The sequence below is a fragment of the Pseudomonas sp. ChxA genome, from assembly GCF_030263855.1.
Lineage (GTDB): Bacteria > Pseudomonadota > Gammaproteobacteria > Pseudomonadales > Pseudomonadaceae > Aquipseudomonas > Aquipseudomonas fluorescens_CB.
In genome coordinates this window covers 275,104-294,395 of record NZ_JARPMK010000001.1, presented here as the reverse complement: position 1 = coordinate 294,395, position 19,292 = coordinate 275,104, and the positions used below count along the sequence as shown (strand labels likewise).

At 59.2% G+C, this 19,292-nt stretch carries 18 protein-coding genes and 1 pseudogene; 11 read left to right on the top strand and 8 right to left on the bottom strand.

Going from position 1 to position 19,292, the window contains the following annotated elements; genetic code table 11:
• Positions 1-120: 120 nt before the first annotated feature.
• The gene (gene lysM, locus P5706_RS01190; protein ID WP_200431124.1) at positions 121-561 is read right to left on the bottom strand and encodes a peptidoglycan-binding protein LysM; all 441 of its coding nucleotides are present in this window, start codon (positions 559-561) and stop codon (positions 121-123) included.
• 234 nt (positions 562-795) lie between these two features.
• Here lysM and fdhD point away from each other — a divergent pair, with 234 nt between their 5' ends.
• The 3 genes from fdhD to P5706_RS01175 all read left to right on the top strand — a co-directional run bounded on the left by fdhD (position 796) and on the right by P5706_RS01175 (position 4,786).
• Positions 796-1,635, top strand: coding sequence for a formate dehydrogenase accessory sulfurtransferase FdhD (gene fdhD, locus P5706_RS01185; RefSeq protein ID WP_200431125.1), 840 nt, complete (start codon positions 796-798; stop codon positions 1,633-1,635).
• Positions 1,632-3,980, top strand: coding sequence for an FdhF/YdeP family oxidoreductase (locus P5706_RS01180; protein WP_200431126.1), 2,349 nt, complete (start codon positions 1,632-1,634; stop codon positions 3,978-3,980). The genes fdhD and P5706_RS01180 overlap by 4 nt, the downstream gene beginning before the upstream one ends.
• A 326-nt stretch (positions 3,981-4,306) precedes the next feature.
• A complete protein-coding gene (locus P5706_RS01175) occupies positions 4,307-4,786 on the top strand; it encodes a glycine zipper domain-containing protein (protein ID WP_200431127.1) in 480 nt (159 codons plus the stop codon).
• A 142-nt stretch (positions 4,787-4,928) separates the two neighbouring features.
• On the opposite strand, the gene P5706_RS01170 is transcribed toward P5706_RS01175, so the two are convergent.
• Positions 4,929-5,360, bottom strand: coding sequence for an acyl-CoA thioesterase (locus tag P5706_RS01170; RefSeq protein ID WP_219269098.1), 432 nt, complete (start codon positions 5,358-5,360; stop codon positions 4,929-4,931).
• A 23-nt stretch (positions 5,361-5,383) separates the two neighbouring features.
• Entirely contained in the window at positions 5,384-7,321 is a 1,938-nt protein-coding gene (locus P5706_RS01165) for a RecQ family ATP-dependent DNA helicase (RefSeq protein WP_285678361.1), read from the bottom strand.
• A 163-nt stretch (positions 7,322-7,484) separates the two neighbouring features.
• Here P5706_RS01165 and P5706_RS01160 point away from each other — a divergent pair, with 163 nt between their 5' ends.
• The 4 genes and pseudogenes from P5706_RS01160 to P5706_RS01145 all read left to right on the top strand — a co-directional run bounded on the left by P5706_RS01160 (position 7,485) and on the right by P5706_RS01145 (position 10,370).
• Positions 7,485-7,685 carry a hypothetical protein gene (locus P5706_RS01160; protein WP_285678360.1) on the top strand — a complete coding sequence of 67 codons (201 nt, stop codon included), beginning with the start codon at positions 7,485-7,487 and terminating at the stop codon, positions 7,683-7,685.
• A 455-nt stretch (positions 7,686-8,140) separates the two neighbouring features.
• Positions 8,141-8,442: pseudogene (locus P5706_RS01155) on the top strand (hypothetical protein).
• A gap of 296 nt (positions 8,443-8,738) precedes the next feature.
• Complete coding sequence (locus P5706_RS37090; RefSeq protein WP_285678359.1) at positions 8,739-9,377, top strand: DUF1493 family protein; 639 nt, start codon at positions 8,739-8,741, stop codon at positions 9,375-9,377.
• Between the two features lie 129 nt (positions 9,378-9,506).
• Positions 9,507-10,370 (top strand): DMT family transporter, encoded by an 864-nt coding sequence (locus P5706_RS01145; RefSeq protein WP_285678358.1) that lies wholly within the window; start codon positions 9,507-9,509, stop codon positions 10,368-10,370.
• A gap of 56 nt (positions 10,371-10,426) precedes the next feature.
• Here the strand turns inward: P5706_RS01145 and P5706_RS01140 are convergent, their stop codons facing one another.
• Together P5706_RS01140 and hslO are read right to left on the bottom strand one after the other, a co-directional pair.
• A complete protein-coding gene (locus P5706_RS01140; protein ID WP_065930841.1) occupies positions 10,427-11,968 on the bottom strand; it encodes a phosphoenolpyruvate carboxykinase in 1,542 nt (513 codons plus the stop codon).
• A gap of 179 nt (positions 11,969-12,147) precedes the next feature.
• Positions 12,148-13,050 carry an Hsp33 family molecular chaperone HslO gene (hslO, locus tag P5706_RS01135; protein ID WP_200431132.1) on the bottom strand — a complete coding sequence of 301 codons (903 nt, stop codon included), beginning with the start codon at positions 13,048-13,050 and terminating at the stop codon, positions 12,148-12,150.
• A 104-nt stretch (positions 13,051-13,154) separates the two neighbouring features.
• On the opposite strand from hslO, the gene P5706_RS01130 reads away from it, so the two are divergent.
• On the top strand, positions 13,155-13,958 hold the full coding sequence (locus tag P5706_RS01130) for a phosphatase PAP2 family protein (protein WP_200431133.1): 804 nt from the start codon (positions 13,155-13,157) through the stop codon (positions 13,956-13,958).
• 72 nt (positions 13,959-14,030) lie between these two features.
• Here P5706_RS01130 and P5706_RS01125 read toward each other — a convergent pair whose 3' ends face one another.
• On the bottom strand, positions 14,031-14,438 hold the full coding sequence (locus tag P5706_RS01125; protein WP_200431134.1) for an RNA-binding S4 domain-containing protein: 408 nt from the start codon (positions 14,436-14,438) through the stop codon (positions 14,031-14,033).
• 115 nt (positions 14,439-14,553) lie between these two features.
• On the opposite strand from P5706_RS01125, the gene rimA reads away from it, so the two are divergent.
• From rimA to rimK, 3 genes are read left to right on the top strand one after another with little or no spacing between them, the layout of a single operon-like run.
• Positions 14,554-15,333 carry a S6 modification regulatory phosphodiesterase RimA gene (rimA, locus tag P5706_RS01120; RefSeq protein WP_285678357.1) on the top strand — a complete coding sequence of 260 codons (780 nt, stop codon included), beginning with the start codon at positions 14,554-14,556 and terminating at the stop codon, positions 15,331-15,333.
• A 13-nt stretch (positions 15,334-15,346) separates the two neighbouring features.
• Positions 15,347-15,829: a retropepsin-like aspartic endopeptidase RimB gene (gene rimB, locus P5706_RS01115; RefSeq protein WP_034117234.1), complete on the top strand. Its 483-nt coding sequence runs from the start codon at positions 15,347-15,349 to the stop codon at positions 15,827-15,829.
• The gene (gene rimK, locus P5706_RS01110; protein ID WP_003171022.1) at positions 15,826-16,731 is read left to right on the top strand and encodes a 30S ribosomal protein S6--L-glutamate ligase; all 906 of its coding nucleotides are present in this window, start codon (positions 15,826-15,828) and stop codon (positions 16,729-16,731) included. The genes rimB and rimK overlap by 4 nt, the downstream gene beginning before the upstream one ends.
• 140 nt (positions 16,732-16,871) lie before the next feature.
• On the opposite strand, the gene P5706_RS01105 is transcribed toward rimK, so the two are convergent.
• Both P5706_RS01105 and ompR read right to left on the bottom strand, forming a co-directional pair.
• The gene (locus P5706_RS01105; protein ID WP_017135367.1) at positions 16,872-18,185 is read right to left on the bottom strand and encodes an ATP-binding protein; all 1,314 of its coding nucleotides are present in this window, start codon (positions 18,183-18,185) and stop codon (positions 16,872-16,874) included.
• A gap of 117 nt (positions 18,186-18,302) precedes the next feature.
• Positions 18,303-19,043, bottom strand: a complete 741-nt coding sequence (ompR, locus tag P5706_RS01100) for an osmolarity response regulator transcription factor OmpR (protein WP_200431137.1) — start codon at positions 19,041-19,043, stop codon at positions 18,303-18,305.
• Positions 19,044-19,292 lie beyond the last annotated feature (249 nt).

Genomic DNA, 19,292 nt, shown 5'->3' with positions numbered 1-19,292 from the left:
AGTGTGGGAGCCGGGCTTGCCCGCGATGCAGGCACCTCGGTGTATCAGTGATACCGAGGTGATGCTATCGCAGGCAAGCCAGCTCCCACATATACCTGCTCCCACAGTTAGGCCGGTGTATTACTCAGGAATACGCAGTGTCTGGCCTGGGTAAATTTTGTTTACATCTTTAAGCAGCGGCTTGTTGGCCTCGAAGATTTTGTTGTACTGGTTGGCATTGCCGTACACCGCCAGGGAAATCGCGCTGAGGGTGTCGCCTTTTTTCACCACAACAAAACGAGCGGCCGTGACCGCGGGGCCGGTCACAGTAATCTGGTCATCCACGCTGGCAACACCCGCGATATTACCCGCCGCCAGAAGGATTTTTTCTTTCTCTTCCTGACTGGCAACTTCACCGGTGATCGTCACCTTGTCACCGTCGACGGTGGCGTGAACGTTCGGGTTACCCAGCCCTACCGCTTCGATATGCTTTTTCAATTCTTCGCCAGCATTGGCATTACCCGGCGTCAACAGATCAATCAACTTCTCGCCTGCTTCCTTAACAAAGCTAAAAATACTCATGGTGCGCTCTCCTTGGGATTTAAGTTCCAGATGCCCAAGACTAGACCAGTCCTACAGACTTGGGTTCCAAGCCAACCAAAGACCCAAACACGCTAGCCTGCGCGCTGCCTGGAATAAGGCCACAACAGACGCCGTGATCGACGCCATCTATCAATAGATCAGTACAGCCGATTAGACGCGACCCTTTGTCGCGCCTAGTCTAAAGATTGATCATTCCCTCGGTGGTACTGCCCCATGAACGCCAAGCGCCCAGTCTGCGCGGCGCCTGCCCTCGAAACGCCCGCGCCAGCCGCCAGCCAGAGCTACCAGTTTTGCAATCTCGAACACACTGAAATCGCCAGCACTGCGTTGGCCGAAGAAGTGGCGTTGGCGATTGCCTATAACGACATCAGCCAGGCGGTGATGCTGGTGACGCCCACCGACTTGGAAGACTTTATCGTCGGTTTCAGCATCGGAAGCGGCATTATCACCGACGTTAGCGACATTTATGATCTGAAACTCAGTGGCACAGGCTCTGCCCAGTACGCTCAAGTGCAGATCTCCAGCCGCGCCTTCTGGAACCTCAAGCAACAGCGCCGCCAGTTGGCCGGCACCAGCGGCTGCGGCCTGTGCGGCGTAGAAGCCGTAGAACAAGCGCTGCCGGACCTGCAAGTGCTGCCCGGTGCGCCCTTGCCGCCAGCCGAATGGCTCGACGGCCTGCGCCAACGTATCAGCGCGTTTCAACCCTTGGGCCAATACAGCGGCGCGGTGCATGCGGCGGTCTTTATGAATGACCAGGGCGAGTTGCTGATGGGCCGCGAAGACATCGGCCGGCATAACGCCCTGGATAAATTGATCGGCGCGCTGATCCGCCAAAAAATTCCGACCGACGGCGGCCTGGCCATTGTCACCAGCCGCTGCAGCCTCGAATTGATTCAAAAAGTGTTGCGCGCAGGCATCCAGACCCTGGTCAGCCTGTCGTCGCCCACCGGCCTGGCCCTGCAATGGGCGCGCCGGCACAACCTCAATCTCATCCACCTGCCGCAGAAAAGTGCGCCGCGGGTCTACAGCCCTGCGATGGAGAACCAGCCATGAGCATGCATCACCAAGCCGACCAAACCCCGACCCCGCGCTACAAGCCTTACAAAGGCCCGGCCGGCGGCTGGGGCGCACTGATCAGCGTGGCGCAGGCCTGGCTGACCAGCGACAACGCCATGAAAAACCTGCGCATGATGCTCAAGACCAACCAGAACGGCGGTTTCGACTGCCCTGGCTGCGCCTGGGGCGACTCGCCGGAAAGCGGCATGGTCAAGTTCTGCGAGAACGGCGCCAAAGCGGTCAACTGGGAAGCCACCAAGCGCCGCGTGGACGCGGCCTTCTTCGCCAAACACAGCGTTACGGCCCTGCTGGAGCAGAGTGACTACTGGCTGGAATACCAAGGCCGCCTGACCGAGCCGATGCGCTATGACGCCGAGACCGATCGTTATAAAGCCATCAGCTGGGAAGCCGCCTTTGCCCTGATCGGCGAGCACCTCAATGCCCTGCCAAGCCCGGACATGGCCGAGTTCTACACCTCGGGCCGGGCCAGCAACGAAGCGGCGTACCTGTACCAGCTGTTTGTGCGCGCCTATGGCACCAACAATTTTCCCGACTGCTCGAACATGTGCCACGAAGCCAGCGGCGTCGCCCTGGCGCAAAGCGTGGGCGTCGGCAAAGGCACCGTGACCTTTGATGACTTCGAACATGCCGATGCGATTTTCGTCTGGGGCCAGAACCCCGGCACCAACCACCCGCGCATGCTCGAACCGCTGCGCGAAGCGGTAAAACGTGGCGCGCAGGTGGTGTGCATCAACCCGCTCAAAGAGCGTGGCCTGGAACGCTTCCAGCACCCGCAACACCCGCTGGAAATGCTCACCAACGGCGACAAGCCGACCAACACCGCGTACTTCCGCCCGGCGCTGGGTGGCGACATGGCGATCCTGCGCGGCATGGCCAAGTTCCTGCTGCTGTGGGAGCGCCAGGCACAGGCCGAAGGCAAAGAGGCGGTGTTCGACCACGACTTCCTCAATGAACACAGCGTCAATGTGCTGGAGTACCTGGGCCAGATCGACGACACCTCATGGGATGAAATCGTCGCGCAGTCCGGCCTCAGCCTGGTCGAGATTGAGCAGGCGGCGCGCATGTATGCCAAAGGCAAAAACGTGATCATGTGCTGGGCGATGGGCATCACCCAGCATCGCCATTCGGTGCCGACCATCCAGGAAATCGCCAACCTGATGCTGCTGCGCGGCAACATCGGCCGCCCAGGCGCCGGCCTGTGCCCGGTGCGCGGTCACAGCAACGTGCAGGGCGACCGCACCATGGGCATCAACGAACGCCCGCCGGTGGCGTTTTTGGATTCGCTGGAGCGGCGCTTCCAGTTCCAGGTGCCGCGTACCAACGGCCACAACGTGGTCGAAGCGATCCACGCCATGCTCGAAGGCCGCTCCAAGGTGTTTATCGGCCTGGGCGGCAACTTCGCCCAAGCCACGCCAGACAGCCCGCGCACCTTTGAAGCCCTGCGCAGCTGCGACCTGACCGTGCAGATCAGCACCAAGCTCAACCGCAGCCACCTCATGCACGGCAAAGACGCGCTGATCCTGCCGTGCCTGGGCCGTACCGACATCGATATCCAGGCCGACGGCCCGCAAGCGGTGACAGTGGAAGACTCGTTCAGCATGGTGCACGGTTCCAATGGCCAACTGCAGCCGCTGTCGAAGCTGATGAAGTCCGAGCCGGCGATTCTGGCCGGGATTGCCGCCGCCACGTTGGGCAGCAAGCCGGTGGACTGGAACTGGCTGGTGGCCGATTACGGGCGCATCCGCGACCTGATCGCCGACACCATCCCAGGCTTCAAGGACTTCAACGAACGTATCAAGCACCCAGGCGGTTTCTACCTGGGCAACTCCGCCGGTGCACGCCGCTGGAACACGCCGTCGGGCCGCGCCAATTTCCGTCCGAACGTGCTGCCCAAAGACCTGATCCACGAACGCACCCACGCCACAGGCCGGGTGCCGGACCTGATCATGCAGTCGATGCGCTCCCACGATCAGTACAACACCACTATTTATGGCCTGGACGACCGCTACCGTGGGGTCAAAGGCCAGCGTGACGTGCTGTTCGTCAACGAAGCCGACATCATCCGCCTGGGCTTCAAGCCGGGGCAGAAGGCTGACATCGTGTCGCTGTGGGAAGATGGCCGCGAGCGCCGCGTGAAGGGCTTTACCTTGCTGGCGTTTGATATTCCGGCAGGCCAGGCGGCGGCGTACTACCCGGAAGTGAACCCGCTGGTGCCGCTGGAAAGCACAGGGGATGGCAGCCATACGCCGACGTCGAAGTTCGTGGCGATTTGCCTGGAAGCGGCGAGCGACAGTGGCTTGATCATGGCCCGCTCAGCCTAAGCAGAAACCATCGTGGCGAGGGAGCTTACTCCCGCTCGGGTGCGTAGCGCCCGCAATAATGTTGGGGTCGCTGCGCAACCCAGCGGGAGCAAGCTCCCTCGCCACAAGAGAACAATGCCGGCAGTTTTACTCAGGCACAAAAAAGGCCGCTTTTGCATAAAAGCGGCCGTTCCGAAGTAGTTAAAGACTCACAAAATTGACTTAAGTTCCCTATACAAAACAGCAACTTAGCGAATTGTATACAACCTGTACCACCGGTCGGTTTTCGATTGTCAGCGCCTCGATACAACCTCAGGATCGCGCCGTCATCCTCTTGAGGTCTCTCTATGAAGTTCTCCTCGATTCTCTTGTTGTCCCTTGGCCTGGTCAGTGGCGCAGCCATGGCCGGTGGCACCACCGAAGCCGGTGTGGGCGGCGCATTGGGCGGGGTTCTAGGTTCGGTTGTCGGCCAGCAGTTGGGCGGCAACACCGGTTCGACCATCGGCGCCGCGCTGGGTGGCGCAGGCGGCAGTGCGGTGGGTGCCGATAAACGCAGCCGTGGCGAAGCCGCCATTGGTGGCGCACTGGGCGCAGCCGGCGGCAACGTCGTGGGCCGCAGTGTTGGCGGCAGCACCGGTGCACTGGTCGGCTCAGCAGCCGGCGGTGGTGCAGGTGGTGCGCTGGGCAACTACATGGGCAACAAGAGCAATGACGATGACCGCCGCTACCGCGGGCGCGATAACCGTCGTTATGACCGTGATGACCACCGTGGACGCGGGCATGCCTATGGGCATCGCAAGAACAAGCACCACTACCGTCATCGGTAAGTTCTAAAGAACACTGAATAACCAGTGTGGGAGCGGGCTTGCCCGCGATAGCGGTGGGTCAGGATTAGATGTGCGTCCTGACCCACCGCTATCGCAGGCAAGCCAGCTCCCACATTTGACTTTCATTGCATGAAAAAGGGCCTCAAACCACCAACCGCTCCAACGCCTCGCGCAATTTCCCCGCAATCGCCACCGGCTGGTTCGACGCCCGATCCACAAACACATGCACAAAGCGCCCCGCCGCACAGGCTTCAACCTCGCCGGCCTTGAACACCGCCAACTCATATTGCACCGAGCTGTTACCGAGTTTGCCCACGCGCAGGCCGATGTCGAGGCGATCCGGAAACGCGATCGAGGCGAAATAATCGCACGCCGAACTCACCACAAACCCCACCACCTCACCGTCATGAATATCCAGCCCACCTTCTTCAATCAGGTAGGTATTCACCGCCGTGTCGAAAAAGCTGTAGTAGGTGACGTTGTTCACATGGCCATACACATCGTTGTCGTGCCAACGCGTGATGATCGGCTGGAAGTGACGGTAATCGGCGCGTTGCGGCATTGAGTCAGGCATGGGCGGTTCTCTGGAAAGTGGGTTTACAAGTCATTCAGGTGGGCTTGCGCCCACTCACGCACCTCGGCGTAAGGGTAATCCTCCAGCGCCGCAAACCCCGATATGGCCCGCGCCTTCAGCTTGGTAAACAGCGGCACGCTGATACCGCCGAGAAACCGCGTCAGCCGTTCCGCTTCTGGCAGGTTCATGGTGTGCTCATGATGCCTGTGGATAAAATCACCGCACAGCTCCATGAAGTTTTTATCCACAAGTGGCGGCAAACTCGGCGGCGGCGGCAAATGTGCGACGTGGCCGTGGCATACCGAACAATGCCCGCAGCGTTGAGGGGCATTTTCATCGCCAAAGTACTTGGCCAGGCGCTGCCCCAGGCAATGCTCGGTAGCAAAAAGCTCGAGCATGGCGTGGATCCGTGCCACTTCCGTCACTTCATGGTGCTTGAAGCCTGTGTATAACTCGGCGCTCAGCACCCGCGGATCAAAGTCGGTATCGAGCAGGCTGTAGACCTCAGTCATCTGCTTGCTTTCCAGCTCGATCAGACCCTGCTCCTGGAAGTAATCCAGCGCCTTCACCACACGGCTGCGCTCGGCATTGTGCTGTTGGTACAGCGCATCGAAATCCACCGTCGCCCAGGTTTTGGCGCGTTTACACACCTGGATGATCGCCGCGACAAACTGCTGCCGCTCGCCGGAAAACCGCGCCAGCAACGCCTCGGGTTCGATCAGGTACTTAAAGCGGTATTCGGCGTAAAACGCATAACGCGGTGCGATCACACCCTTGAGTTCCAACTGCACCAGCAGCGTCTTGAGCGGCAGCTCGCGGATGTTGCTGTGGTCCGACAGCGACCTCAACAGGAACTCCCACTGGCCCTCGCTTCGCGCCGCCTGCAACTCCTCCAGTACACGGCGAATGCCCTCCTGCTCCGGCGTGTCGCCATACACAAAGTTTTCCAACACATTGAGGCTGTCGCGGTTGGCCAGCACCAGGCAATCGGACGGCTGCCCGTCACGCCCGGCGCGGCCGATTTCCTGGCTGTAATTCTCGATGGACTTGGGCAGGTCGAAGTGCACCACGTTGCGGATGTCACTCTTGTCGATGCCCATACCGAACGCGATGGTGGCAACGATGCAATTGGAGCGCCCGCCCATGAAACGCTGTTGGATACCCTCGCGTTTATCGTGGGGCAACCCGGCGTGATACGCCTCGGCCTGGATGCCATTGCGGGTCAGGTGTTCGGCAATCTGCTCGGCGGTTTTTTGCTGGGTGACGTAGACGATGCTGGGCTGGTTGGCCCGTTCGTTCATCCATTCAACCAAGCGCCGGCGTTTGTCGTAGCCACTCACCGGCTCCACCAGCAGGTTGAGATTGGGCCGGTAGAAGCCCGTGGTGATCACATCATCCGGCGCAATCGCAAACTTGGCCTGCATGTCGGCAATTACCTTGGGCGTGGCTGTAGCCGTCAGCAGCAACGCTTGTGGGATATTGAACTGGCGCTGGTAGTCCGGCAGCTTCAAATAGTCCGGACGGAAGTTGTGGCCCCACTCGGAAATGCAGTGCGCCTCGTCGACCACCAGCAGCGAAATCTGCACGCTTTGCAGGAAGTTACGGAAGCGCTCGTTCTTCAAGCGCTCCACGGAAATCATCAGGATCTTCAGCTCACCCGAACGCGCACGGGCCATCACCTCATTGACGTCTTCGCGGCTCTGCGCCGAATCGATACTGCCGGCCGAAATGCCATGGCGCTGCAGGAAACCCAACTGGTCCTGCATCAGCGCCAACAGCGGCGACACCACCAGCGTCAGGTGCGGCAACAGCACCGCCGACAGCTGATAACACAAAGACTTGCCCGAGCCGGTGGGAAAAATAGCCGCGGCCGAACGACCGGCCAGCACCGCGCTGATCGCGGCTTCCTGGCCCAAACGAAACTGTGGATAACCAAAGACCTGTTGGAGGGTGTTGTGCATAAGCTGTCACTCCATTGACCGCTGAACGAGTCAAAAACATAGACCAGCGATCGGTAAACGGTCGGGGATAAACGCTACAAACTAATACAGAGAAAACCAGCAAGACCGCGCAAAAATGCAGACAGTAGCACGCTTGAATACAAGCCCCGACAAGGAGTCGTGAATGTCTCGCGTGCCACCGCTTTCTTTGCTCCTCGCAATGCCCTTGCTGGGCTGTGCAGCTGCGCCAAAACCCACCTCCGAGCAACTGGCCGTGCATGCCGTTGAAACGCCCGAATACTTCGCCGCAAATGCGCTGCCTATCGTCAAGGCATCCACCCTCTATGCCCAGTTGATCCCAATAGGGTTTATGACCTCGTCCTGACTGATCGTTCCTCACGCTCTGCGTGGGAATGCCGCCTGGGACGCTCCGCGTCCCGCCATCCGCGCCCGGATTCAGCCTTCGGCACTGGTGACGCAGAGCGTCACGGGAGGCATTCCCACGCAGGAGCGTGGGAACGATCTGATCACCACTACTTAAACCATCTGTTTATTGCTCGAAATAACGTCCACTTCTAAGGTTTGGCCCATCGCTGCCAAGTCAGCGATCGGGTTTGGTCACTCGAAAACAGCGCACACAAGTGCCACTACATGCTTTGCGAACGTCTATCGTCTCGTAAAGCACTGTTATGGCGGCTGTGTGTGGGACGTCTTCGGACGTGCCGGATTGCTGTTTCCGGCTGGCCAACCTGCGCACAGTCCGCCACCCACCGTTTGGCCACGGTGATGTCGGTTACCTAACAGCAAACCGAGTACCTTCAAATGCAAATACTTGAAACGATGAATCGCTATCGTCAGTTACGCACCAACTTCACCGACACCCACCCACTCCTCATCCACACCGAAGCCGCCGCCGAAGATATCCAGTGCGCTGCACACCAGCGCATCCGCGCTGCCACCACTTACTGGAAACCTTCACCTGCCTGACCTACGAACACGCCGACCTAAAAGACATTTCCCACATCATCAATGCCCTGTATCTGCTGGTGCAGGATGGTTGTGATCTGCTGGAAGCAGCGCAGCACGTTCAACTGCAACCGGCAGTCGACACTCAACCACAACCAAGCCAACCACTGAGCTAAACCTGTGGGAGCGGGCTTGCCCGCGATGGCGGGATGTCAGGCAATATTTCCATACCTGGCACACCGCCATCGCGGGCAAGCCCGGCTCCCACATTGGGTGGGTGTTACCAAAAAAATCACTGTCAAACCGCAAATGCCGGAAAGCTTTGTGGGAAGCAGGCAAACGCCGCGTAGTCCTCTTCCCAAACTGATCAAAACACCTGCCCAGCCCTCTACATAACCTCCCTTCACATGACCGAAACTAGTGACCTCTCAACTGTCCCGGTAAAAACCGTGAACATCGAAAGGACTCAACGATGGTCGACTACAGCTCTTGGGGCTCGCTCCTCATTCTTATTGCCCTTACTGTCCTGTTCGATAGTAAGTTGAAGCATCCCGAGCTCAGAAAATGGTTCGGGCTGGCTCTCATCGTAACCGGATCAACACTTCTAATCGTCGCCACCTCCTGGCTAAGCGAATTACAATTCGACAGTCTTCCGACATTCGCCTTTATTATCGGCATTCGTCTGTTGTTTACCCGAAACAAATACCGCCGCCACCGCAACCATCCCCCTCACCCACTCCTGCGTGCCCCCACCATGAACCTGGCCCCCAACTTCCCCGAAGACCCCGTGATGCAGCAGCTTCTGCAACTGCTGCACGAAGAAATCGGCCTGCCGAAGCACAAGACCCTGCGCCTCGAAACCTCAATCAACCTTGAGCTCGGCTGCGACGGCGCCGAGGCCAAGCAATTGATGGAAGCGATGGAACAAGAGTTTGCCCTCGACCTGGGCGACTACGATGCTTATCGTTACTTCAAACCGCCGGTGTTCGATGTGTTCCTCAAACGTCGCGCCAAGGGCCGGGGCGACAAAGTCCCGCTGACCATCGGCATGCTCTACCTGGCGATCAAGACCCATAGCTGGGATACGCAAACCCTGGAAAACCTGAGCTGATCCCAAGACCACCGAATACCGGTGTGGGAGCTGGCTTGCCTGCGATGGCATCACCTCGGTATTACTGACAGACCGAGTCGCCTGCATCGCGGGCAACTGAAGTTGCTGACACAACAACAAGGACCTTACATGGACGTAATAATGGGCCTGCTGGCCGCTCTCCTCTGGGGCGGCACGGACTTTCTCGTGGGCCTCAACGCCCGAGCCGTAGGCGTTAAACGCGCGGTGTATTTCGGCCAAGCCCTTGGCTTTTTGATCATGACCCTGTTGCTGGTGATCTTCCCGGCCTTCCTGTTCAAATCCTTGAATGCCCCGTTGAGCGTCTGGCTCCTGGGCATCACCGCCGCCCTGCTCACCGTCTCCGGCGCGCTGGCACTGTCCAAGGCCTTCGCCCTGGGCAAAGCCGCCATCGTTGCGCCTTTGGTAACGTCCTACGGCGTAGTCACCACCTTGCTGTCCTGGGCCAGCGGCGAACACATCAACTTGATCCAACTCGGCTGCATCGGCCTCTGCGTAATCGGTGTGATCCTGTCCAGCATCCACAAGGACAACGGCACGCCCCACAACAACCCGCGTCAGTCCATCGCCTACGCCATGCTCGCGGCCTTGCTGTATGGCACCAGCTTCTGGCTGCAGGGCCGCTACACACTTCCGGCGTTGGGGCCGATCACCATGCTGTGGCTGGGTTACCTGGTGGGCCTGTGTGTGCTGGTGGTGATGGTGTTGAAGATCAAGGACGGCCTGAAAATCCCGCCGCTGAAAAACTGCGCGACCTTGACCGGCGCGAGCTTGATGAACCTGGGTGGGTTCTCGGCATTTTCGTGGGGTGCGATGGCGGGCTCGGTTTCGGTGGTGACGGTGATCAGTACGTTGTCCGGTGGGATTGCGGCGATTCTGGGGTTCGTGTTTTTCAAGGAGCGGTTGTCGGCGGTGCAGGTTGTGGGTGTCGCACTGGTGCTGGTCGGCGCCGTAGTTTTGCATATCGCCATCTAACCTTTCGCCCACAAAAAAGCCGCCCCGGAGGGCGGCTTTTTCACAACAACCGAACCTTACAACTTAGGCCCAGCCGCCTTGATCGCATCGCTCACTTCAAATTTCTTGAAGTTCTCGATGAACAGGCCGGCCAGCGCTTTCGCCGCTTCGTCGTAGGCAGCCTTGTCAGCCCAGGTGTTACGTGGGTTCAACAGGCCGGTATCAACGCCCGGTACGGCCAAAGGCACGTCGAGGTTGATGGTGTCGAGGTGTTCGGTTTCAGCACCGATCAACGCGCCGCTCTGGATCGCTGCGATCACGCCGCGAGTGGTCGGGATGTTGAAGCGCTTGCCGACGCCGTAGCCGCCGCCGGTCCAGCCGGTATTGACCAGATAGACCTTGGAGCCGAAGCCGCGCACGCGCTTGATCAGCAGTTCTGCGTATTCACCGGCTGGGCGTGGGAAGAACGGCGCGCCGAAGCAGGTGGAGAAGGTCGACTTGATGCCGCTGCCCGAACCCATTTCGGTCGAGCCCACCAGAGCGGTGTAGCCGGACAGGAAGTGGTAAGCCGCTTGTTCTTCGCTGAGGATCGACACGGGCGGCAGTACGCCAGTCAGGTCGCAGGTCAGGAAGATCACAGCGTTTGGCTCGCCGCCCAGGTTCTTCTCGGAACGCTTGGCAACGTGCTCCAGCGGGTAAGCGGCGCGGCTGTTCTGGGTCAGGCTGACGTTGGTGTAGTCGGCGTGCTTGGCATCGTCGATCACCACGTTTTCGAGCACGGTGCCGTGCTTGATGGCTTTCCAGATAACCGGCTCGTTCTTCTCGGAGAGGTCGATGCACTTGGCATAGCAACCGCCTTCGATGTTGAACACCACGCCTTCGCCCCAGCCGTGTTCGTCGTCACCGATCAGGTAACGGCTTTCGTCGGCCGACAGGGTGGTTTTACCAGTGCCCGACAGGCCGAAGAACAGGGTCACGTCGCCGGCTTCGCCGATGTTGGCGGCGCAGTGCATTGGCAGCACGTCGGCGGCCGGCAGCAGGAAGTTCTGCACCGAGAACATGGCTTTTTTCATTTCACCGGCGTAACGCATGCCGGCGATCAGCACTTTTTTCTGTGCGAAGTTGAGGATCACGCAACCGTCGGAGTTGGTGCCGTCACGCTCTGGCACGCATTCGAAGTTGGCGACGTTAAGCACTTGCCACTCATCACGGCCGGCCGGGTTGTACTGGGCTGGGTTGATGAACAGGCAACGACCGAACAGGTTCTGCCAGGCAGTCTGGGTGGTCATTTTCACGGCCAGGTAGTGGTCTTCTGCAGCCCCTACGTGAACATGGGAAACGAAATGCTCTTGCGCGTTGTTGAATGCCTCGACGCGAGCCCACAGGGCATCGAACTTGTCGGCCGGGAACTTGCGGTTGATCGGGCCCCAGGCGATTGCGTCCTGGGTGGAAGGCTCTTCAACAATGAAACGGTCAACCGGCGAACGACCGGTGCGGTGACCGGTTTCTACGACCAGCGCGCCAGTATCGGCAAGCACGCCTTCACCGCGCTGCAGGGCTTCTTTGACCAGATCGTCAACACTCAGATCGGTGTATACGGCGTTATTGGCTTGCGTCATGAGGTTCCCCGTCGGCCTATGGCCGAGTGCTCCAAACGTTTTGTAGTAGAAAGTTGCGCACTACTACCGCGAAAAAAGTGGGCCGGATTATGCCAGAAAAGCCCAAAAAGAGTAGGGCCCTCCCGTCAGAACTGCGCTAATCCGGCGTTTGTCAGGTGATTTACCTGTGCTTAAACGTTTTAGTGGCGGGTGTCGGAGGGTGTGTCGATGCCTGCGCCGGCGAATAATTGGGCTACATCGGCCGCATCGAACAGGTAGCGCTGGTTACAGAATTGGCAGTCGATCTCGATATTGCCGCCATGTTCCACCACCAGATCCTGCGCATCTTCCAGGCCCAGGCTGACCAAGGCATTGGCCGAACGCTCACGCGAGCAACTGCAACGGAAGCGCAGGCCCTGGGCGTCGAACAGGCGCACGGCCTCTTCGTGGTAAAGGCGATGCAAGATGGTTTCGTTGTCCAGGCCCAGCAGTTCTTCAGCCGTCAGGGTGCCGGCCAGGGCGGTCAGTTTGCGCCAGCTGTCGGTGCGTTCATCGTCGTCCTTGATGCGGTCGGCCGGCAGTTGCTGCAGCAGTAGGCCACGGGCGCGCTTGCCGTCAGCGTTGAGCCAGAATTTGGTGCCGACCTGCTGGGACATCACGAAATAGTTGGTAAAGCAGTCCGATAGGGTTTCGCCGTCGAGGTCGACGATGCCCTGGTAACGCTGGCCTTCGGTCGGGTCGACGGTGATCGCCAGCACGCCATTGGCCATCAGGTCTGACAAGGTCGCGTCCGGGGCGATCTGGTCGGCTTCGTAACGGGCCAGGCCACGGATTTCGCGCTCGCTGGAGCACTCGATCATCAACATCGGCACCGGGCCTTCGGAACGGGCCTGCAGGATCAGCAAACCGTCGAACTTCATAGTGCCTACCAGCAGCGAGGCCGCCGCCATCAGTTCACCGAGCAGTTGCGCGACCGGCTCCGGATAGGGGTGCTTGGCGAGGACTTCGGCATAGCTGCGCTCCAGCGAGACCAGTTCGCCGCGGGCGTCGTTCTCATCGAAGATGAAGCGTTGGGTGAAGTCGGTATCCGGTAGATCAGTCATAGGTCTGGGTATCTGAATTGATGACAAATTGGTTACAAGGTTTATAGAATTAAACGCTTTGGCACCTTTTTGGTGCGTTTTTACAGAGCGAAGAGGGACAGTTTATGAACAATCCGGGTTTGTTCCAAGCCAGGTGGAACCTCCGGGGGTGGGCCTTTTGCAATCTAGTCGCTATCGGGCTGCTGTGTTTTTGGCTGTGGCCCACGGGACAGATGCTGTGTGTGGTTTTCGACGAATGGCTGTTTCATCTGCTCAATGACCCACTGGCAAGCAATTCGACGTGGTTGCATGTGTGGGCGGTGGCCAGTTTGCGACCGTTTGATGCGGTGGTCGGGGTGATTTTGCTGACGCTGCTGATTCGCGGTGACTGGGTGTTCAAGGCCATTCACGTACGCCAGGCGTTTTTCGGTTTTCTGAGCATTCTGCTGCTGTTGCTGTTTATCCGCATGCTGTTTTCCAAGCTTACGGCGCAAATGGGCTGGCAGCACCACAGCCCGTCGATGGTGATCAGCGGCGCAATTCATATGAGTGATTATTTCCCGGGCCTGGAGAAAACCTGGGAGCTGAAGGACCGTTCCAGCCAGAGCTTCCCGGGCGATCATGCGTCGGTGCTGCTGATCTGGGGCATGTTCATGACAGTGTTTGCCCAGCGTTTTACCCAAGTAGTGGTGATCTGGGGCCTGGCCCTGTTGTTCATGATGCCGAGGCTGGTGGCGGGCGCGCATTGGGGCCAGGACGACTACATCGGCGGGGTATTGCTGGCGTTGTTGGCGTTGGGTTGGGGGTATTTCACGCCGTTTGCGGCGAAGGTGTCGGGGTTGCTGATGCGGGTGACAGCGCCGGTTTTCGGGTTGCTCGGGAAGCTGCCAGTCATAGGGCGGTTGAGTGTCATGCGCATAGCCGCGTAACACCGCAGTCCTAATGTGGGAGCTGGCTTGCTCCCACATTTTTGATCTCCTTTTGAAGGAAGATCCGTGTCATTAATCATCATTGCCACTGCCGCGAAACTTGAACAAATCACGCCGCTGCTTCTTGCTTGGCTTGCCGTCAGTGGTCATGCCCGTAGCCCCGGCCTTACGCATGGCCGCCGCGTTTTCGCGCTTGGCGATGCTGGCTTCGGTCTCGGCGTAAAGCGCCTGCGCTTCTGGGGCGCCACGGCGCACGACGGAAAGCGCCTGAACGACAACCGTCTTTTCGTCAAAACCTGTACGAATCTGCAACTCGTCGCCGACGCGCGGTTCCTTGCCCGGCTTGCAGCGCTCGCCGCGATGGTGCACCTTGCCGCTCTCGATGGCCGCCTTGGCCAGCGCACGGGTTTTGAAAAAACGCGCGGCCCACAGCCACTTGTCCAAACGGACCTTTTCTTCCTCTTCCTGCTTTTGAGCCACTTGAATTCCTCGCTCTGAAAAATGTCGCAACTTTACCGTTGAATCCCTTCAACGCATAAATCCCAAGCCTCACCTAAGATACGCCAGGCACTCCCTGTTTTCGCGAGGATACGCTGTGACCGACTTTCCCATTTCACTCACCTCGCCCAACCAGCGTTGCGTAGGTTGCCAGCAAAGCGAAGCCTTGGGTTTCGATTTTTCCTTCGCCTACCAGCCTATCGTAGACCTTCGCGACCGGTCGATTTTTGCCCACGAAGCATTGGTGCGCGGTACTCACGGTGAAGGGGCGCTGTCGGTGCTGGACCAGGTCAACGACAGCAACCGTTATCGCTTTGACCAACGCTGCCGTACTCAGGCGATTGCGGGAGCCGCCGCGTTGGGAATGCAAAGTTATCTTTCGATCAACTTCATGCCCAATGCCGTGTACCGGCCGGAGTTGTGCATTCGCAGCACTCTGGAGGCGGCCCGCGCGCATAATTTCCCGCTGGATCGGCTGATTTTCGAAACGCTGGAAAACGAGCATGTAGATAACTATCGCCATTTGACCAATATTCTGCGTGAATACCGCGAATTCGGCTTCAAGACCGCCATCGACGATTTCGGGGCGGGCTATTCGGGGCTGAACCTGCTGGCCGATTTCCAACCTGACCTGATCAAACTCGACATGGCGCTGATTCGCGATGTCGACCAGGATCGTGTCCGTCAGGTAATCGTCCAGGGGATTGTCACAATCTGTGAGCAGTTGGGCGTTACTGTCATTGCCGAAGGTATCGAAAGTACCGGCGAGCGCGACTTTCTGTCCGACTGCGGAATATTTCTGATGCAAGGTTACTGGTTCGCCAGGCCTGCATTCAAAGCCCTGGCCGAGGTTTCCCCTCAGGCCTGGGCGAACTGACCGGTTACCCATATTGAAGACATTTGACCATTTGACCGTTGTGGGTCTGCGCGAGTGGGTGGCTCTTCCCGATCTGGGAGTGGCTGGCCTGCGCGCGAAGATCGACACCGGTGCCAGCACCTCGAGCCTGCACGCCACCGATATCGAGCCCTTTGAGCGCGACGGTGAGAAGTGGGTGCGCTTCACTGCGCACCTGGGCAGCGTGGTGCAACTGCGCCATCGTCGCTGCGAAGCGCCCCTGGTGACGATGAAAACTATCAAGAGCTCCAACGGCCATGCGCAGGTGCGGTATGTAATCAGCACCACCCTGGCACTGGGTGACCGAGTATGGCGGGTGGAATTCACCCTGGCCTGTCGCAAGGCCATGCGTTACCGCCTGTTGCTGGGTTCCAAGGCGCTGATTGACGGCCAGTTGGTGGTCAGTCCCGGCGTCAAGTACGTTCAAGACAAGCCGGTGTTCCCGGTCTCTACTATTTCTGCCCCAGGTGCTGCATGAAGATTGCTGTGCTGTCGCGAAACCCGCGTCTGTATTCCACCCGCCGCCTGGTCGAGGCCGGCACCGAACGTGGCCATGAAATGGTGGTGATCGACACGTTGCGTGCCTATATGAACATTGCCAGCCACAAGCCGCAGATCCACTACCGGGGCAAACCGCTGGAAGGTTTTGATGCGGTGATCCCGCGCATCGGCGCTTCGGTGACGTTCTACGGCTGCGCGGTGTTGCGCCAGTTCGAAATGATGGGCGTGTTCCCGCTCAATGAATCGGTGGCCATCGCCCGTTCGCGGGACAAGCTGCGCTCCCTGCAATTGCTGTCGCGTCGGGGTATCGGCCTGCCGGTGACCGGCTTTGCCCACTCCCCCGATGACATCCCCGACCTGATCGAGATGGTCAACGGCGCGCCGCTGGTGATCAAGGTGCTTGAAGGCACCCAGGGTATCGGCGTAGTGCTGTGTGAGACGGCGACTGCCGCAGAGTCGGTGATTGAGGCGTTCATGGGCCTCAAGCAGAACATCATGGTGCAGGAATACATCAAGGAAGCCGGCGGTGCGGACATCCGCTGCTTTGTGGTCGGCGACAAGGTGATTGCCGCCATGAAACGTCAGGCCAAGCCCGGGGAATTCCGTTCCAACCTGCACCGTGGCGGCAGTGCAAGCCTGATCAAGATCACCCCGGAAGAACGCATGACCGCGCTGCGGGCCGCCAAAGTGATGGGCCTGGCCGTGGCAGGTGTGGATATCCTGCGCTCCAACCACGGCCCGCTGGTGATGGAAGTGAACTCATCGCCGGGCCTGGAAGGAATCGAGACCACCACCGGCAAGGATGTGGCGGGGATCATCATTCAGCATCTGGAGAAGAATGGTGGGCCGAATATGACCCGGACCAAGGGCAAGGGCTGAATAAGCTCAACCTACCAAACACCGCAAAACAGTGTGGGAGCTGGCTTGCCTGCGATAGCAGGTGTATCAGTCAACGAATGGTTTGCTGACCCACCGCTATCGCAGGCAAGCCAGCTCCCACATTTGATTGATGTTGTTTTTTAGACCGCGTCTCTAGGCAACATCAAGCCCAGCGGCAAGCGCACCCGGGCTTCCAGGCCGCCCTCTTCGCGGTTGCGCAGCTCAACATTGCCGCCATGCATCGAAGCAATTCGCCGCACAATCGCCAACCCCAACCCCGTACCCTTGCCGCCCCGCGCACGGTCGCCACGGGTGAATGGGTTGAAAATACCTTCCAGCTCCGCCGGGTCAATGCCGGTACCACGGTCCATGACGCTCAACACCACGTAGGGCGCAGTGCTGTCGCCGGATACATAGGCGGCCACTTCCACATCTGATCCCGCGTGATGCAAGGCGTTGCCGATCAGGTTGTTCAACAGGCGTTTCATCGACACCCGACGCAATGCAAACGGCTGGATCGGCTCCAGGCGCATGCGCACCTGTTCGCCATTCTGGTTGTAGGGCGCCACCACCTCACGCACCAGGTCCGTGAGGTCGACTTCCTCTACCACCTCATCACGGCCATCGCGGATAAACGCCAGGAACTGGTCGAGAATCGCGTCCATGTCCTCAATGTCGCGCACCATGTCATCGGTCAGGTCGTTATGGTTGCCCATCAACTCCAGGGACAGCCGCAAACGCGTCAGTGGCGTGCGCAAGTCATGGGACACGCCCGCCAGCATCAGCTCGCGTTCGCGCCCGGCCTGTTCGACATCCTCCGCCATCTGGTTGAAGGCACCGTACACCTCGGTCATCTCACTGGGCGTATCACTGATCGGCAGGCGCACACTGCGCCCCTGCCCGAGTTGGCGGGCGGCAAACACAAGGCGTTTAAGCGGTTGGTTGAGTTGTCGGACGAAAATCCACGCGGAAGCGGTTGAAAGTAAACCGATGGCCAGGAACCAGCCCAACACGTTCCAGATTTTTTGCCCGCGCAGCGGATGGGGATAAAGGGGTACCTTGATCCAGGCATCTCCCAGACTCGGGGCCCTGACCCAGAGTGCAGGTGAAACATGCATGCGCAGGCGTACCTCGGTGTCCTCTCCCAACTCAGCCTGCATCTGACGCTGATAAATCTCGCTGTAAGGCCAATGCTGCTCACCTTCGGGCACACCAGCGCCGTCGACTCGAATGAGCGTCGAAGCCTTTGCTACCTTTTCGCGGTTTTCAGGATCAACGGCCCAGTAGGCACGCAGTGTCAGGGCGACACCGTGGCTGTACTGCCGGTCTACCAGCACGTCTTCGTTCATCAACAGATAAACCAGCGTGAGCGCCTTGGAAAACAGAACGACGATCAGCACCAGCCAAAGGGTGCGAGAGAAAAAACTTTGCGGGAACCACAACGGGGTTTTCATAGGAGACAGCTAAACACCTTGCAGGAACGAGCGGCGCTCGCAGAATTGCAGACACCGGGCATCCCGTCGACCCTCATGGAGTCAAACGCCGGGATGCCCGCCCCTGCAAGTCATCGGTCACTTGGTTGCAGTGCCATCCGGCACAAACACATAACCCACGCCCCACACCGTCTGGATGTACCGCGGCTTGGCCGGGTCCGGCTCGATCATCCGGCGCAGACGCGAGATCTGCACGTCGATGGAGCGCTCCAGGGCGTCCCACTCGCGACCACGGGCCAGGTTCATCAGCTTGTCGCGGGTCAGCGGCTGGCGAGCGTTCATCACCAGTGCCTTGAGCACGGCGAACTCGCCGGTGGTCAGCATGTGCACTTCTTCGCCACGTTTAAGCTCGCGGGTCGCCAGTGACAGCTCGTATTCGCCAAAGGTGACGCTCTCGTCTTCGCTGCCTGGTGCGCCCGGCACCGGCAGTGCCTGGCGACGCAATACGGCTTTGACCCGGGCCATCAACTCGTCAGGGTTGAACGGCTTGGCCAGGTAATCATCAGCGCCCAGCTCCAGGCCCTTGATGCGGCTCAGCTCATCACCTTTGGCAGTCAGCATGATGATGGGGATCTGGTTGTTCGCACCGCGCAGGCGTTTGCAGGCGGTAAGGCCGTCTTCGCCGGGCAGCATCAGGTCGAGTACGACCAGATTGAATACTTCACGCCCCAACAGGCGGTCCATCTGCTCGGTGTTCGGCACCGCGCGGGCACGGTAGCCCTTGGAGTTGAAAAAACGCTCCAACAGGCTGCTCAGCCCCGGATCGTCGTCAACGATGAGAATTTTTTCGCCTTCAGCAGTTTGTGCAGTGCTGCTCATTAGATGCTCCTCTTATCTCGGCGCGCATTATGGCGTAGCTGCCGTTTTACGCACCGTGTGCATTGTTAGCAGATTTTTCCTCCACCGCCAGCGAACCCGCGTCCTACAACCACCGGCGCAGTACCCCCCAAGGGCAGAACGCTGGTTATAATGCGGCGCCTTCACGCAGGGCACTGTCAGACTTTACTGTTTGCAGCCTCAGCCGTTTTTTCAGCGCTGGGCAGCAATTTCCCGATTTCGAGGGTCAAT

Bases quoted from the DNA above. Each gene is read 5' to 3' on its own strand.
- P5706_RS01160 (WP_285678360.1), top strand. From the start codon at position 7,485: ATGTCTCGCGTGCCACCGCTTTCTTTGCTCCTCGCAATGCCCTTGCTG.
- P5706_RS01105 (WP_017135367.1), bottom strand. From the start codon at position 18,185: ATGAAAACCCCGTTGTGGTTCCCGCAAAGTTTTTTCTCTCGCACCCTT.
- fdhD (WP_200431125.1), top strand. From the start codon at position 796: ATGAACGCCAAGCGCCCAGTCTGCGCGGCGCCTGCCCTCGAAACGCCC.
- rimK (WP_003171022.1), top strand. From the start codon at position 15,826: ATGAAGATTGCTGTGCTGTCGCGAAACCCGCGTCTGTATTCCACCCGC.
- P5706_RS01165 (WP_285678361.1), bottom strand. From the start codon at position 7,321: ATGCACAACACCCTCCAACAGGTCTTTGGTTATCCACAGTTTCGTTTG.
- hslO (WP_200431132.1), bottom strand. From the start codon at position 13,050: ATGACTGATCTACCGGATACCGACTTCACCCAACGCTTCATCTTCGAT.
- ompR (WP_200431137.1), bottom strand. From the start codon at position 19,043: ATGAGCAGCACTGCACAAACTGCTGAAGGCGAAAAAATTCTCATCGTT.
- P5706_RS01140 (WP_065930841.1), bottom strand. From the start codon at position 11,968: ATGACGCAAGCCAATAACGCCGTATACACCGATCTGAGTGTTGACGAT.
- P5706_RS01145 (WP_285678358.1), top strand. From the start codon at position 9,507: ATGGACGTAATAATGGGCCTGCTGGCCGCTCTCCTCTGGGGCGGCACG.
- lysM (WP_200431124.1), bottom strand. From the start codon at position 561: ATGAGTATTTTTAGCTTTGTTAAGGAAGCAGGCGAGAAGTTGATTGAT.
- P5706_RS01175 (WP_200431127.1), top strand. From the start codon at position 4,307: ATGAAGTTCTCCTCGATTCTCTTGTTGTCCCTTGGCCTGGTCAGTGGC.
- P5706_RS01180 (WP_200431126.1), top strand. From the start codon at position 1,632: ATGAGCATGCATCACCAAGCCGACCAAACCCCGACCCCGCGCTACAAG.
- P5706_RS01170 (WP_219269098.1), bottom strand. From the start codon at position 5,360: ATGCCTGACTCAATGCCGCAACGCGCCGATTACCGTCACTTCCAGCCG.
- P5706_RS01130 (WP_200431133.1), top strand. From the start codon at position 13,155: ATGAACAATCCGGGTTTGTTCCAAGCCAGGTGGAACCTCCGGGGGTGG.
- P5706_RS37090 (WP_285678359.1), top strand. From the start codon at position 8,739: ATGGTCGACTACAGCTCTTGGGGCTCGCTCCTCATTCTTATTGCCCTT.